13 protein-coding genes and 1 pseudogene are annotated in these 14,826 nt (G+C 67.4%); 12 read left to right on the forward strand and 2 right to left on the reverse strand.

What is annotated here, in order from left to right; genetic code table 11:
• Positions 1-51: 51 nt before the first annotated feature.
• Positions 52-867 carry a metallophosphoesterase family protein gene (locus VNS22_RS16080; RefSeq protein WP_325734153.1) on the reverse strand — a complete coding sequence of 272 codons (816 nt, stop codon included), beginning with the start codon at positions 865-867 and terminating at the stop codon, positions 52-54.
• 373 nt (positions 868-1,240) lie between these two features.
• Between VNS22_RS16080 and VNS22_RS16085 the strand changes: the two are divergent.
• From VNS22_RS16085 to VNS22_RS16095, 3 genes and pseudogenes are all read left to right on the forward strand, one after another.
• Positions 1,241-1,432: pseudogene (locus VNS22_RS16085) on the forward strand (helix-turn-helix domain-containing protein); the annotation flags it as partial.
• A gap of 88 nt (positions 1,433-1,520) precedes the next feature.
• Positions 1,521-4,859, forward strand: coding sequence for a beta-phosphoglucomutase family hydrolase (locus tag VNS22_RS16090; RefSeq protein WP_325734155.1), 3,339 nt, complete (start codon positions 1,521-1,523; stop codon positions 4,857-4,859).
• A gap of 289 nt (positions 4,860-5,148) precedes the next feature.
• Positions 5,149-5,514: a hypothetical protein gene (locus VNS22_RS16095; RefSeq protein WP_325734157.1), complete on the forward strand. Its 366-nt coding sequence runs from the start codon at positions 5,149-5,151 to the stop codon at positions 5,512-5,514.
• Between the two features lie 85 nt (positions 5,515-5,599).
• Here the strand turns inward: VNS22_RS16095 and VNS22_RS16100 are convergent, their stop codons facing one another.
• Positions 5,600-6,121, reverse strand: coding sequence for a ferritin-like domain-containing protein (locus tag VNS22_RS16100; protein WP_325734159.1), 522 nt, complete (start codon positions 6,119-6,121; stop codon positions 5,600-5,602).
• A gap of 286 nt (positions 6,122-6,407) precedes the next feature.
• On the opposite strand from VNS22_RS16100, the gene VNS22_RS16105 reads away from it, so the two are divergent.
• Genes VNS22_RS16105 through VNS22_RS16145 form a run of 9 tightly spaced genes read left to right on the forward strand, consistent with a single transcriptional unit; the run spans position 6,408 to position 14,740 of the window.
• The gene (locus VNS22_RS16105; RefSeq protein WP_414653370.1) at positions 6,408-8,210 is read left to right on the forward strand and encodes a methanol/ethanol family PQQ-dependent dehydrogenase; all 1,803 of its coding nucleotides are present in this window, start codon (positions 6,408-6,410) and stop codon (positions 8,208-8,210) included.
• The gene (locus tag VNS22_RS16110) at positions 8,191-9,012 is read left to right on the forward strand and encodes a substrate-binding domain-containing protein (RefSeq protein WP_325734163.1); all 822 of its coding nucleotides are present in this window, start codon (positions 8,191-8,193) and stop codon (positions 9,010-9,012) included. The genes VNS22_RS16105 and VNS22_RS16110 overlap by 20 nt, the downstream gene beginning before the upstream one ends.
• A gap of 5 nt (positions 9,013-9,017) precedes the next feature.
• Positions 9,018-9,587 (forward strand): c-type cytochrome, encoded by a 570-nt coding sequence (locus tag VNS22_RS16115; RefSeq protein WP_325734165.1) that lies wholly within the window; start codon positions 9,018-9,020, stop codon positions 9,585-9,587.
• A gap of 8 nt (positions 9,588-9,595) precedes the next feature.
• A complete protein-coding gene (gene coxB / locus VNS22_RS16120; RefSeq protein WP_325734167.1) occupies positions 9,596-10,615 on the forward strand; it encodes a cytochrome c oxidase subunit II in 1,020 nt (339 codons plus the stop codon).
• Positions 10,612-12,528, forward strand: a complete 1,917-nt coding sequence (gene ctaD, locus VNS22_RS16125; protein WP_325734169.1) for a cytochrome c oxidase subunit I — start codon at positions 10,612-10,614, stop codon at positions 12,526-12,528. The genes coxB and ctaD overlap by 4 nt, the downstream gene beginning before the upstream one ends.
• Positions 12,525-13,124 (forward strand): cytochrome c oxidase subunit 3, encoded by a 600-nt coding sequence (locus tag VNS22_RS16130; protein WP_325734171.1) that lies wholly within the window; start codon positions 12,525-12,527, stop codon positions 13,122-13,124. The genes ctaD and VNS22_RS16130 overlap by 4 nt, the downstream gene beginning before the upstream one ends.
• 5 nt (positions 13,125-13,129) lie before the next feature.
• On the forward strand, positions 13,130-13,480 hold the full coding sequence (locus VNS22_RS16135) for a hypothetical protein (protein ID WP_325734173.1): 351 nt from the start codon (positions 13,130-13,132) through the stop codon (positions 13,478-13,480).
• Positions 13,477-14,376 (forward strand): cytochrome c oxidase assembly protein, encoded by a 900-nt coding sequence (locus VNS22_RS16140; RefSeq protein WP_325734175.1) that lies wholly within the window; start codon positions 13,477-13,479, stop codon positions 14,374-14,376. The genes VNS22_RS16135 and VNS22_RS16140 overlap by 4 nt, the downstream gene beginning before the upstream one ends.
• On the forward strand, positions 14,369-14,740 hold the full coding sequence (locus tag VNS22_RS16145) for a c-type cytochrome (RefSeq protein WP_325734177.1): 372 nt from the start codon (positions 14,369-14,371) through the stop codon (positions 14,738-14,740). Before VNS22_RS16140 ends, VNS22_RS16145 begins: the two co-directional genes overlap by 8 nt.
• The last annotated feature ends 86 nt before the right edge of the window (positions 14,741-14,826 follow it).

The following is a 14,826-nucleotide window of genomic DNA, read 5'->3' on the forward strand; positions in this document are numbered from 1 at the left end:
TGAGGCCCTCGCTGATTGTGGTTCTTGTTGGATCCTGGCGGATCAGGCTGTCTACCGGGGTGGATAGACCTCGTGCTTCACGTCGTCGATCCAGAAATCCCGCAGTCCTTCGACCTCGCTCACCGTGATGGTGACCTCCGGCCCCTCGAAATCGAGGATCACCGCACCCAACTTCGCCTCACCGGAAAGTTCCGGCTGCAGTGCAGGCCCCACCAGGAAGCCGGATGACGGGCACCAGACATAGTGCAGGCCATCGATCTCCTCATGATGCGCCTTGTGCAGATGACCGCTGGAGATCAGCCGGACGTTCGAGCGCCGCGCCAGGGCGAGCAGATCCCGGCGCGGTTCCGGCTTGACCGACCAGTAGCCTGTGTCCGGTTCGTCCGGATGGGCGATGAACAAGGGCTGATGCATGAACCAGGCGACCGGACGGTCGCCCGCCCCCTCCATCGCCTGGTCTAGCCAGGCGCGCTGTGCGGCCTCGTCCGGCCCGTCCTGACCGAACACCATGCTGTTCAGGCCGATCAGCCGCCACTCCCCGACATCACGCAGCCAGTAGTCCTGGCCGAAATGCCGGCGCCACCGGTCCAGGCGCTCGCCATTGACCGGCTGATATGGATTGCCGACCTCGCCGACATCATGGTTGCCGGGCACGGCCAGTGCCGGCTTGCCCAGCCCATGGAGCATGTCCGCGCCGTGACGCATGTCCTGCTCCTGGTCGGCACCATCGACCGTGACATCGCCGGTATGGACGACCAGGGCGGCATCCTGCGCCTCGATCCAGCGGTGCAGTGGCGGCCAATTCGGAGCGAAGTGCGGCTTGGCGCTGCTCAGATGGCTGTCGGAGATCTGCAGCACCCGGGGCATGGCGCGATGTTCCAAGATTCTGGTGGATGATCGTAGGTGGCAGGCGGAGGCAGCTGCGAGGCACGCCTACGGGTGACGACACGCTGTTTGGCACCGCGCAACGGAGCGCCGTGGCTTCTGGCTCATTAGTGGCTTCTGGCTCATTATATGTCGCAGTCTGAGGCCTCCCGTTGCCGCCAACCTAGGAGAGGCCCGAAGGTTCTGACAACCTCGCTGGTGCGCCGGACGAGATGAAACTGGGAACTCCTATGAGAAGGGCATGTCTGTGGCCGTTCGGTTGTCAGACAAAGGCACTCGGCATGCGGCGTAGAACTACTTGTGGGGTTTGTAGCCCTCGTTGCACCTCGTCGGGCCCATCCGCCTCCGCTAGCGCCTGATCCTATCGCGTCACGGTGGAAGCCGCTCCTGGCAGCGAGGAGGCGGGACAGACGCCGGCATCGTGTGCCGCCACTGCGGCATCTCCCGTTCCACCCTCCGCAAGTGGTGGCAGCGCTACCAAGCCACAGGCATGACTGGCCTTGAGGCACGTAGCTCCCAGCCGCATCGCTCGCCAAGCCGCAAGGTGTAGACCAGGTGCAGGCGGTTTTCGGAGTGCCGCGTCCAGGGGAACCCGCAGATTGCCTTTCCCGCTTCCACGCCATCGGAGGTAGCCAATGTCCAGCAGCCCGGCTGGTCTCGCAGAGATAGAGGTCACACCTGAACGCTTCGATGGCGTGGCGTTCGATCTCGACGGTGTGCTCACCAAGACGGCACTGGTGCACGAGGCTGCCTGGAAGCAGGTGTTCGATACCTATCTCAAGCATCAGGCAGCCCTGGACGGGCAGGCTTTCGTCCCCTTCGGCACGGACGACTATCGCCGTTATGTCGACGGCCGGCCGCGCGACGACGGGATCAGGATCTTTCTGGAGTCCAGGGGCCATACTCTCCCCGAGGGCGGTGCGGACGACGGGCCAGAGCAGGACACGGTCCAGGGGCTGGGCCGGCGGAAGAACAGGCTGTTCGCCGAACTCCTGAAGCGGGATGGCGTCGAGACCTATCCACACGCGGCCCGACTCCTCCGTCAGTTGCACACGGCCGGCATCCGCACCGCCGTCGTCTCTGCCAGCAAGAATTGTGCGGCGGTCCTGCAGGCCGCCGGGATCGCCGAACTGTTCGATGTCCGGGTCGACGGGCTCACCCGTGACGCGCTGCACTTGCGTGGCAAGCCGGCACCGGACACGTTCCTCGAAGCCGCCCGGCAGCTCGACTGCGATCCTGTTCGGGTCATGGTCGTCGAGGACGCGCTCGCCGGCGTGGAAGCCGGGCGGGCCGGCGGGTTCGGCCTGGTCGTCGGCGTGGACCGGAACGAGGATCCGCAAGCATTGAAGGCGCACGGGGCCGATATCGTCATCAGGGACCTGGCACAGATCCGGGTGCCGCGAGCGAACCACACGCATGGACCGTCGACGCCGAATCCGCCGCAAGGCCCGGCCATCCCGTCGGAAACAGCAGCGCCCTGCGACGGCCTGCTCGACGAGATCGAGGCCGGCCCCTGGGTGCTTTCCTACGAAAGCTTCGATCCGGTCGTCGAGGGGCAGCGCGAGGCGCTTTTCGCCCTGGGCAATGGCTATGTCGGAACCCGGGGAGCCGCCGCGGAATCGGTCGCCGACGGCGTGCATTATCCCGGCACCTATCTGGCCGGCGGCTACAACCGGCAGGTCTCCCGGATCTCCGGCCGTCCCATCGAGCACGAGGATCTGGTCAACTGGCCGAACTGGCTGCCGATCGCGGTCCGCCTGGCCAACGGGGCGTCCGGCTGGCTCGACACCAAGGGCGGCACCGAGATCGTCCAGTACCGCCAGGACCTGGACCTTCGGCGTGGCCTCTACCGCCGGATCGTGCGTTTCCGCGACCGCCACGGCCGGGTGACGCGCCTGGAGGAGCGCCGCTTCGTCCATATGCGCGAGAAGCACCTGGCAGGGATCCACCTGCGTGTCGTCGCCGAGAACTGGTCGGGGCTGGTGACCGTATGTTCCGCGCTGGATGGCCGCGTCACCAATGCGGGCGTGCTGCGCTACCGGACCTATGACGGCCGCCATGTCGGAGTCCTGGACACGGCCGCCCCCGCCGCGGACGTGATCCTTCTCGAAGCCGAGACCAGGCAGTCGCGCATCCGCCTGGTCGAGGCCGCTCGCACCCGGCTCTACCGGGACGGCCAAGCCTTCGAGCCCGAGCGACGGGTGATCCGGGAGCCCGGCTGGATCGGCCAGGAGATGACCTTCCATCTCGGCCAGGCCGAGAGCGTGGACGTGGAGAAGATCGTCGCGATCTATACCTCGCGTGACCGCGCCATCACCGAGCCCCGGACGGACGCGGTGACCACCGTCACGCGCGCCGACCGCTTCGCCGTCCTCTACCGCCAGCACGCGCTGGCCTGGGTGCAGATCTGGCGGTTCTGCGACCTGGAATTCCTGCAGGTGGAGGGCGAAGCGGACGACAGCACGCACCGGATCGTCCGGCTGCATCTCTTCCATATCCTGCAGACCGCCTCGCTGCATGCCTTCGAGCTCGACGTGGGCGTTCCGGCGCGCGGCTGGACCGGTGAGGGCTATCGCGGCCACATCTTCTGGGACGAACTCTTCATCTTCCCCTACCTGATCCTCCGCCTGCCGAAGCTGACCCGCTCACTCCTGATGTATCGCTGGCGACGCCTGCCGGAAGCGCGCTGGGCAGCGCGGGAGGCCGGCTATCGCGGCGCCATGTTCCCCTGGCAGAGCGGCAGCAACGGCCGGGAAGAGACCGACACGATGTACTTCAACCCGCGCTCCGGGAGCTGGATCCGCGACAACTCTCATCTGCAGCGGCACGTCAATGCGGCCATCGTCTACAATATCTGGCACTATCATCAGGCGACCGCCGACCTCGAGTTCCTCTACATCTGCGGCGCCGAGCTGATGCTCGAGATCGCGCGGTTCTGGAGCAGCATCGCGAAGTGGAACCCCGAACGCGGCCGCTACGAGATCCGCGGCGTGGTGGGCCCGGACGAGTTCCATGACGGCTATCCCGGCAGTGCCGCGCCCGGCGTGGACAATAACGCCTACACCAATGTCATGGCTGCCTGGTGCCTCGAGCGCGCCCTGCGCCTGTTCGACATCCTCCCCAACGAGCGCTGCCGCGTGCTCTGCGACACGCTGCGGCTGGACCAGGCGGAGCTGACCCGGTGGGACGAGATCAGCCGGAAGATGTTCGTACCCTTCCACGATGACGGCATCATCAGCCAGTTCGAGGGATACGAGACGCTCCAGGAACTCGACTGGGACGGCTACCGCCAGCGCTACGGCAACATCATGCGCCTCGACCTCGTCCTGGAGGCCGAGAACGACACGCCGAACCGGTACAAGCTGTCGAAGCAGGCGGACGTGCTGATGCTGTTCTACCTGTTTTCCTGCGACTCGCTGATCGCGACCTTCGCCAGGCTCGGCTACGCGTTCGACGGCTCGATGATCCGGAGAAACATCGACTACTACCTCGAACGGACCTCGCACGGATCGACGCTCAGCAGCGTCGTCCATGCCTGGGTGCTGGCCCGCTCTTCCCGGCGCGACTCCTTGGCGCTGTTCCGCCAGGCGCTGCGCAGCGACATCGAGGACATCCAGGGCGGCACCACGGCCGAGGGAATCCATCTCGGCGCCATGGCCGGCACCATCGACCTGCTGCAACGCTGCTACTCGGGCCTGGACCTGCGCGGCGACGAACTTTGGTTCGAGCCCAGACTTCCCGACGAACTGGACCGGCTCAGGTTCCAGCTCCGCTATCGCGGCCACTCGCTTCGGGTCGACATCACGGACAGCAGCCTGGAGGTCATGAGCGACCTGGCGGCGGGCCCGCCGATCACGATCGGCATGGGCAGCGAGACCCGGTCACTGGCGCCGGGAGGCACCGTGCGATTCGGCACGGTGGCAGATGCCGAAAAGCCAGCTGCGCAGATGGCCGCGGCAACGGCTTTGCGCTAGAGGCTGCGGATATCCTCGCGGCTGACATGATCGACCACCAGCAGATGCCGGTGTGCCGGTGCCAAGTGGACCTGCCCCTGCTCGAGCCGCTGGCCGTCCCTTGCCGACGGGACCGTTGGACTGGAGCTGATCCGGCTCAAGATTCGTGCAACGGCTGGAAAGACGGCGTTTTCCTCAGGCGCTTGCCGGGAGCGACGATGTCGAAGGAACCTCTGCAACTCAGGGGCGTTGCATGGTCGCCTAGCAGGACTCCGGGTGAATCATGGGTATCGAACGACGAACTGCTCCCTTGCGGGGCTGGCGCATCCTGGTTGCGGAAGACGATTATTTCGCGGCAGACGAACTCGTTCAGGCACTGGAACGCGCGGGCGCCGAGATCATCGGTCCGGCCGCGGATCTGCGCCAGGCGAACCAGCTCGCCCGCTCCGGAGCAATCGACGCCGCGATCCTGGACGTGAATCTGATGGGGCAGCTCAGCTTCCCCGTGGCGGACACGCTGGCCGAACATGGCGTGCCCTTCCTGTTCGCGACCGGCTATGATCCAGCCATCGTCCCCTATGCCTACCGGGACGTGCCCTGCTTCACCAAGCCAGTGGCAACCCACGCCATCGTCGCAGCGATGGCGGCAACCCGCTCGCTTCAGGCAGCGCACTGAGCGGCCGGGTTACTGCCTGTCGGCGGGTGCGGGGATGGCAGACCGCTAGCGATGGATCGCCAGCGGCCTTCACTCTTAGCAACGGTCAGTGGCTGGCATCCGCGCCGGCGATGCTGAGCTGCAGGTATCGGTCGGTGACGGCGGACAGGTTCTGGTCCATCCAGGCCGCCATGGCCTGCTCCTCCTTCAGGGACGCCTCCAGCAGCGGAATGGCGTTCTGGAAGCCGCCGCGCTGGGCGATCTCGATCAGCGACTTGTAGGCGGCGATCTCGTAGTTCTCGAAAGCGAAGTTCGCGAACGAGTTCTTCAGGATCTCGTCGCCGGCCACCGTGTGGCCCAGCGCCGCCATGTTGCCCATGAACGAGGCACCCAGGTCCTTCATGGCGGAATGGGACTCGTTCAGGGATTCCAGGATCTGCTCTAGCCGGCCGATCTGACCGTTGGTCTCATCGACATGGCTGCGCAGCCGCTGCGCCACCTCCGGGTATTTCTCCAGCCGGTCCAGCTGCCGGTTCATGATCGACAGGGCCTGGTTCTCCAGCGCGTGGGCATTACGCAGGCCGTCGACGAAGATCGAGCGGACGGCTTCCGGGCTCAGAACCACCATGATTGTCTCCTTCATGCTCGCAGAGCTTCGACTGCCCGAGAAATAGGCCGGCACCCGCGAGGTTCCTGAGACAACACCATTCATAATTTCAGGCCGACTGATGTAGATCACCCCGCATCAACTGCAGCCTGACGAATTTCTATGGCTCGACCGTCATGTACGTGGACGTTCGCCGGGCAATTGAGGGCGCTCTCGCGGTCGTGACGGGGAGGATAACGGGTTCCAGGAACACTCGGCCGGGATGGATGTTGAGGTGGAAGATCCTCCGATCGGATGGCGCCTGCCCATGCCGTTCCGACTCGAGCTATTGGCAGTGGCCATCGTGTTGGGAACGGCGTCGCCTGCTGCCGCACAGGGCGGCCCCACCATGCCCGTACCGCCGGCCTCGGCAGCGCCGCCGGACGATGGCCAGTGGACGGCACCCGCCAAGAACCACGCCAACACGCGCTACAGTGAACTCGACGAGATCGACACGGGGAATGTCGCCCGGCTGACCGTGGCGTTCACCTTTTCCACGGGCGTCAACCGGGGGCAGGAATCGGCGCCGCTGGTGGTGGGCGGCACCTTGTACCTCGTCACGCCCTACCCGAACATTCTCTACGCGCTCGACCTGACCAAGCCTGGCGCGCCGATGAAGTGGCGCTACGAGCCCAAGCCCGCCGCCGCGGCTCAAGGTGTCGCCTGCTGCGACGTGGTCAACCGCGGACCGGCCTATGCCGGCGGCAGGATCTTCTACACCACCCTGGACGGTCATGTGGTCGCGGTCGATGCCACGACGGGCGGCGAGGTCTGGAAGGTCCGGGTCGGCGACATCAACACCGGCGAAACCCTCACCATGGCGCCGCTGGTCGCCAGGGATAAGGTCTATGTCGGCAATTCCGGTGGCGAGTATGGCGTGCGCGGCTGGATCCAGGCGCTGAGTGCCGAGGACGGCAGTACGGTCTGGAAGGCCTACAATACCGGCCCGGACAAGGACGTCCTGATCGGTCCTGAATTCAAGCCGTTCTACGCGATGGACCAGGGGGTCGACCTGGGTGTCACCACCTGGCCGCCCGATGCCTGGCAGCAGGGTGGCGGCAATGTCTGGGGCTGGCTGGCCTTCGACCCAGACCTGAACCTGCTCTACCACGGCACCGGCAATCCTGGCCCATGGAACGCGGAGCTGCGACCGGGCGACAACAAGTGGACTGCGGGCATCTTCGCCCGAGATGCCGACAGCGGGGCCGCGCGCTGGTTCTACCAGTTCAGCCCGCACGACCTGTACGACTGGGACGGGATCAACGAGAACATCCTGCTGGACCTGACCTGGCAGGGGCAGCCGCGCAAGGTGCTGATCCGGCCCGACCGCAACGGCCATGTCTACGTGCTCGACCGCACCACCGGCGAGGTCCTGTCCGCCGAGCCGTTCCACCACCTGACCGCGACCAGCGGCGTCGACCTGAAGTCCGGCCGGCTGAACTACGTGCCGGAGAAGGCGCCGCAGATGAACCGGGTGGTCCGCGACATCTGCCCGACCGCACCCGGTGCCAAGGACTGGAACCCGTCCTCCTTCTCGCACCAGACCGGGCTGCTCTACATCCCGCACAACAACCTGTGCATGGACTGGCAGGTCGAGAGCGTCAGCTACATCGCCGGCACCCCCTATGTCGGCGCCGAGGTGCGGATGTATCCGGGACCGGGCGGCCATCGCGGCGCGCTGACCGCCTGGGACATCGTCGCGGCAAAGAAGGTCTGGGAGATCCCGGAGAAGTTCCCGGTCTGGAGCGGGGCGATCACCACCGCGGGCGGGCTGGTCTTCTACGGGACCATGGACGGCTGGTTCAAGGCGGTGGACGCCAGGGCCGGCAAGGTGCTGTGGCAGTTCAAGACCGATTCCGGGATCATCGGCCAGCCCACCACCTATCGCGGCCCGGACGGCCACCAGTACGTGGCGATCCTGTCCGGAGTCGGCGGCTGGGCCGGCGCGGTGGTCGCGGGTGACCTGGACGTGCGCGACGGCACGGCCGCGAAGGGTTTCGTCAACGCGATGCGCGACCTCCCGGACGCCACCACCAAGGGAGGGACGCTCTATGTGTTCAAGCTCCCTTAGACTGGTGCTGGCCGGCCTGCTGGTGCTGCTGACCACGGCCAGCGCACCGGCGCGCGAACTCAGGGTGTGCAGCGACCCGAACAATCTGCCCTTTTCCAACGAGCGGGAAGAAGGGTTCGAGAACCGGATCGTCGCGCTGCTGGCGAAGGATCTGGGCGCCACCGTATCCTACACCTGGTGGGCACAGCGGCGCGGCTTCCTGCGCAACACCCTGCTGGCGGACCAATGCGACCTGGTGGCGGGCCTGCCCAGTGCTGCCGAGATGGTGAAGGTCACCCCGCCCTACTACCGCTCCTCCTATGTCTTCGTGACCCGCCCGGATGGGCCGCAGATCGCCTCGCTGGACGACCCGGCGCTGCGCGAGCTGAAGATCGGGGTGCAGCTGGTCGGTGACGATGGTGCCAACACCCCACCGGCCCATGCGCTGGCCAAGCGCGGCATCGTCGGCAATGTGCGCGGCTACACGCTTTATGGCGACTATCGCCAGCCCAACCCGCCGGCCCGGATCGTCGAGGCGGTAAGCCAGGGCGAGATCGATGTCGCGATCGTCTGGGGCCCCACCGCCGGTTATTTCGCCGCCCGCCAGACCCCGCCCTTGCGGGTGACGCCGGTGGAGCCCGAGGTCGACGGCCCGATCCTACCCATGCGGTTCGACATCTCGATGGGCGTGCGCAGGGACGACCTGGAGCTCTGGCACGAGATCGCCGGCGCGCTGCACCGCCACCGGGTCGAGATCGGCGCCATCCTCACCGCCTATGGCGTGCCCGGAGCTCCACCGGCGCCGGAAGCGGCGGAGCCCTGAACGCCATGCGCGCCCCCTATCTGGCCCCCCTCCTGATCGTCCTGTGCGGTGCCGGCCCCTGCCAGCGGGAGGAGCGCGAGGTCCGGCCGGACCCGGCCGCGGTCGTCGAGACCGACGAGAAGGTGGCGCTCACCACCATCACCGCGGGGCCGGCCACGCCCGTCGTCGAGACCAGCGGCCAGGGCCGGGAATACGAGACCAATGCCTACCATTTGAGCCAGGGCAAGACCCTGTACAAATGGTTCAACTGCAACGGCTGCCATGCCAATGGCGGTGGCGATTCCGGGCCGCCGCTGATGGACGACAGTTGGATCTATGGCGGCTCGATCGAGAACATCGTCGCCACCATCCGGGAAGGCCGGCCGAACGGCATGCCCTCCTTCCGCGAGCGGATACCCGACCCGCAGATCTGGGAGATCGCCGCCTATGTCCGCTCGATGAGCGGCAATGTTCCCGCCGCGGCCGCACCCAGCCGCAGCGATTCGCTCCATGCGCACCCGGCAGAGAACCGGCAGACGCCGCGCCCGCCGGTGGCAGGCGGCAGCACGCCGCCCAGCGGGCTGATGCCGGAGTGAGGTGCTGCATGCAGCACCCGACCTGGACCCGTCCGCTCCTGGCGCTGCCGTTCCTCCTGGCCGGCTGTGCCGGCTGGCCCTCCGCCCTCGACCCGAAAGGCCCCACCGCCGCCGATCTGGCCTGGCTGATCCAGCTCTTCACCGTCCTGCTGGGCGTCATCTGGCTGCTGGTGGTGCTGGCGGTCGGGCTGGTGGTGTTCCGGCGGCGCTGGACGGCGGCGGCCATGCCGATGCCCAAAGCCGTCCACCCGTCGGAGGAGCGGCGCCCGACCGTCATCGTCATGGCCCTGGTGGTCGCCACCTGCATCACCGTGCTGGTGCTGACGGGCCTCAGCTTTGCCGGCCAGCAGCGGCTGTTCGGCGTGGACGAGCCGGCGGTGACCATCCAGGTCACCGGGCATCAATGGTGGTGGGAGGTACGCTACCAGGACGGCGACCCCAGCCGGGTCTTCACCACCGCCAACGAGATCCATGTCCCGGTCGGCCTGTCGATCCGGCTCGTGCTGGAAAGCGACGACGTCATCCACAGCTTCTGGGTGCCGAACCTGGCCGGCAAGCAGGACCTTGTCCCGGGCCAGCAGAACCAGCTCGGCTTTACGGTCACCGAGCCCGGCATCTATCGCGGCCAGTGTGCCGAATTCTGCGGCCTGCAGCACGCCCATATGGGGATCATCGTGGTGGCCGAGAGCGAGCCGGCGTTCCGCGCCTGGCAGGAAGCGCAGATCCGCCCCGGCAAGCTGCCGGAGACGGCGGAGCAGCGCCAGGGGATGCAGGTCTTCCTGAGCCATGCCTGCGTGATGTGCCACGCGGTCCGCGGCACGCCGGCCGGCGGGCGCACCGGCCCCGACCTCACCCATGTCGGCAGCCGGCGCCATCTGGCGGCCGCCACCTTGCCGCTGACCCGCGGCAGCCTCGCCGCCTGGATCGCCGACCCGCACGGGATCAAGCCAGGGGTGAACATGCCGATCGTGCCGCTGGCCTCCGACGAGCTGAACTCGCTCGCAGCCTATCTGGAGGGGCTGAAGTGAGCGAGGGCACGGCGTCGGCGGCGGAGCTGCGCGACACCGACCTGGACGGCCCGGAACTCCGGGCCCGGCTCGCCCGCACCTGGGGAACCGGGCAGGGCCTGATCGCGCGCCTGTCCACGGTCGACCACAAGGTGATCGGCAAGCGCTACATCGTCACCACCTTCGTCTTCCTGTTCCTGGGCGGGCTTCTGGCCGTCGCCATGCGCCTGCAGCTCGCGCGGCCGGAAAGCGACCTGATCGGGCCGGATCTGTACAACCAGATCTTCACGATGCACGGCTCGACCATGATGTTCCTGTTCGCCGTGCCGGTGATGGAGGCGATGGCGATCTACCTGGTGCCGCTCATGGTCGGCACGCGCAACATCGCCTTTCCGCGCCTGAACGCGTTCAGCTACTGGATCTTCCTGTTCGGCGGCTCGTTCCTCTGGATCGCCTTCGTCCTGAACACCGGCCCGGATGTCGGCTGGTTCGCCTATGTGCCGCTCTCCGGCCCTGAGTTCGGGCCCGGCAAGCGCGCCGACGTCTGGGCGCAGATGATCACCTTCACCGAAGTGTCGGCCATCCTGGTGGCGATCGAGATCATCACCACCGTCTTCAAGCAGCGCGCCCCCGGCATGTCGCTCGACCGTATCCCGATCTTCGTCTGGGCGATGCTGGTCGTGTCCTTCGTCGTGCTGTTCAGCATGCCCGCGGTCATGGTGGCCTCGACCTCGCTGATCCTGGACCGGCTGGTCGGCACCCATTTCTTCAACCCGGCCGAGGGCGGCGACGCACTGCTCTGGCAGCACCTGTTCTGGTTCTTCGGCCATCCCGAGGTCTACATCATCTTCCTGCCCGGCACCGGCATGGTCGCCGAGATCGTCACCACCTTCTCGCGCCGGCCGGTGTTCGGCTACCTGGCCCTGGTCCTCTCCCTGATCGCGGTCGGCTTCCTCTCCTTCGGCCTCTGGGTGCACCACATGTTCGTGGCGGGCGTGCCGCAGCTGGGGGCCAGCTTCTTCACCGCGTCGAGCATGCTGATCGCGATCCCCAACGGCGTGCAGATCTTCTGCTGGATCACCACGCTCGCCACCGGCAGGGTGGTGGTCCGCACGCCGCTTTTGTTCGTGCTGGGCTTCTTCGTGATCTTCGTGCTGGGCGGGATGACCGGGGTGATGGTGGCCTCGGTGCCGATCGACACCCAGGTGCACGACACCTATTTCGTGGTGGCGCATTTCCACTACGTGCTGATCGGCGGCGCCGTCTTCCCGCTGCTGGGTGCCGTCTATTACTGGTTTCCCAAGATCACCGGCCGGATGATGAGCGAGCGCCTGGGCCGGTGGCATTTCTGGCTGGCCTTCATCGGCTTCAACCTCGCCTTCTTCCCGATGCACGTCCTGGGCCTGCGCGGCATGCCCAGGCGGGTCTATACCTATGGGCCGGAGCTCGGCTGGACCGACCTGAACCTCCTGGTCAGCGCCGGCAGCCTCGTCCTGGCGACCAGCTTCGGCCTGTTCGCCTGGAACGTGGTCCGCAGTTCGCGCAGCGGCGATCCGGCCGGCCCGAACCCCTGGGGGGCGGGCACGCTGGAATGGGCCACCACCTCGCCGCCCCAGCCGCATAATTTCGACCGGATCCCGGCGGTAATCAGCCGCGAGCCGCTCTGGACGCCGCGCGACAGCCTGCCGGTGGTCACCGGGCTCAGCGTGGAGAATCGCGAGCTGGTGGTCAGCACGCTCACCGATGCCCGGCCGGAACTGCGGGAAAGCTCGCCCGAGCCCTCGATCTGGCCGTTCATCACCGCGATCGCGACCACGATCACCTTCGTTTCCTCGATCTTCACTCCCTGGGCAGCCGTCTGGGGCTCCGCACTGATCGCCGTGTGCGTGATCGGCTGGTTCTGGCCCAAGGGCAGCAAGGAGGACGAGGAATGAAGACCCACCCGGTCGAGGACCTTTCGCACCTGCCGACCTACGGCTTCGGCGCACAGAGCCCGATGTGGTGGGGCACGCTCGGCCTGTTCGCGGTCGAGGGCATGGGCTTCGTGCTCGTCATCGGCATGTATCTCTATCTCTGGTTCATCAACCCGGCGTGGCCGCTCGGCGTGACCCCGCCGAACCACTGGCCGGGCATGCTCATCCTGCTGATCCTGCTGGCGAGCCTGTGGCCCAACGCCGCCACGGAGCGCGCCGGCCGCGAGGAGGACCTGCCGAACTGCCGGCTCCTGCTGATCGTGATGAGCCTGGTCGCCGTGCTGGTGGTCGGCATCCGCTTCTACGAGTTCACGACGCTGCACGTGCTCTGGGACACCAACGCCTATGGCTCGGTGGTCTGGTTCCTCCTGGGCCTCCATGCGCTGCACGTGATCACCGATGCCGGCGACACGATCGTGCTGACCGTGCTAATGTTCACCCGCCACGGCCACGGCAAGCGCTTCAGCGATGTCAGCGACAATGCCTTCTACTGGTACTTCGTCGTCCTCACCTGGATCCCGCTCTACCTGCTGATCTACTGGTTCCCCCGGATGTAACCGCCATGGCCAGCCACCTCTCGTCGGGCGTTTCCTGGGCGGGCCTGCTGGCAGGCCCCGGCGCCTGGGCGGTCAACACCCAGCTGGGCTACGCGCTGGTGGACTGGAGCTGCGTCACCCGGCTCCAGCCAATCCCGTTCGTGGCGGCGGCCCTGCTGCTCGTGGCGCTGGCGGGTGCTTTCCTGTCCTGGCGGGCCTGGCGCCACCTGCCGCAGCACGGCTCGCTCGAGGAAGCGACGAGCCGACAGCCTCTGCGGATGGTGGCGGCGATCGGCGTCCTGCTGGGCGCCCTATTCGCCCTGGTGATCGCGGCGCAGGGCATGGCCGGGGTCATGTTCGACGGCTGCGAGCGATGACGCGCCTGGCGCTCCTGGTCCTGCTGCTGGCGCCGCTGCCGGCCGCCGCCCATGGCGGTGCCACCGGCTATCTGACCGCCGAGGGTGCCTGGAGCTTCCCGCCGGGGGCCATGATCCCGCTCTACCTCGCAGCCTGCCTCTATCTGGCCGGCACCTGGCGGCTGTGGCGCCGGGCCGGCCATGGCCGCGGCGTGCGCCACTGGCACGCGGCCTGCTTCTGGTGCGGCTGGACCGTGCTGGCCTTATGCATCACCTCGCCGCTCGGCCTGCTGTCCGAGCAGCTCTTCGTGGCGCACATGATCGAGCACGAGCTCATGGTGATCGCGGCCGCCCCCCTCCTGGTGGTCTCCCGGCCGCTCGGCGCCTTTGCCTGGGCGCTGCCGATCGCCTGGCGGCGCGGCCTGGGCCGGATCGGCCGATGGCGGTTCCTGGCGGCGTCCTGGCGCTGGCTGACCAGCGCCGGCGTCGCCACCGTGCTGCACGCGGCGGCCCTTTGGGCATGGCACCAGCCGGACCTGTTCGCCGCCGCCCTGGAACGGGAATGGGTACACTGGCTGCAGCACGCCAGCTTCCTCGTCACCGCGCTCCTGTTCTGGTGGTCGATCATCGACGGCCGGGCGCGGGCCTATGGGCCGGCCCTGTTCTGGCTGTTCGTGACCATCCTGCAGAGCGCATTCCTGGGCATCCTCCTGGCGCTCTCGCCCAGGCCCTGGATCCCCCACCAGACCAACCTCCTGGCCGGCTGGGGCCTGACGCCGCTCCAGGACCAGCAACTAGCCGGCTTCGTCATGTGGGTGCCGGGCGGCATGGTCTATGTCGGCGTGGCGCTCGCCCTGGCCGCCGCCTGGATCAGGCATGCCGGCACCGAGGCACGCCGGAGGCAGACCTATGCCTGATCGCCGCCTCATCGGCTCGGCCGCGGTCCTGGTCGTGCTCCTGGCAGGTGCGGCGGTCGCCCTGACCGCCGATCCCCCGCTGGGCGTGCTGCTGGGAGAAGCGCCGCGGGCCCATGAGCTGATGCGCCGCTATGGCTGCGCCGGCTGCCACGAGATCCCGGGCGTGGCGGCAGCACGCGGGCAGGTGGGTCCTTCCCTCGAAAGCCTGGCAGGACGGATCTATCTGGGCGGCGTCGTGCGGAACACGCGCGAAGGCCTGGTGAACTGGATCGTCGACCCGCGCGGGCTCGCTCCGCACACGGCGATGCCCAACACGGGCATCAGCCGCCAGGAGGCGCAGGAGATCGCCGACTATCTCCAATGATGAGGCGGCATTGGTCAGCAGCTGCCTGGGTCTGGGCCCGGCGTCACTGTACCTTCGGTTCTCGCTTCTGATCCGGAATGGCGCGC

Source organism: Geminicoccus sp. (assembly GCF_035556675.1).
Taxonomy (GTDB): Bacteria; Pseudomonadota; Alphaproteobacteria; order Geminicoccales; family Geminicoccaceae; genus Geminicoccus.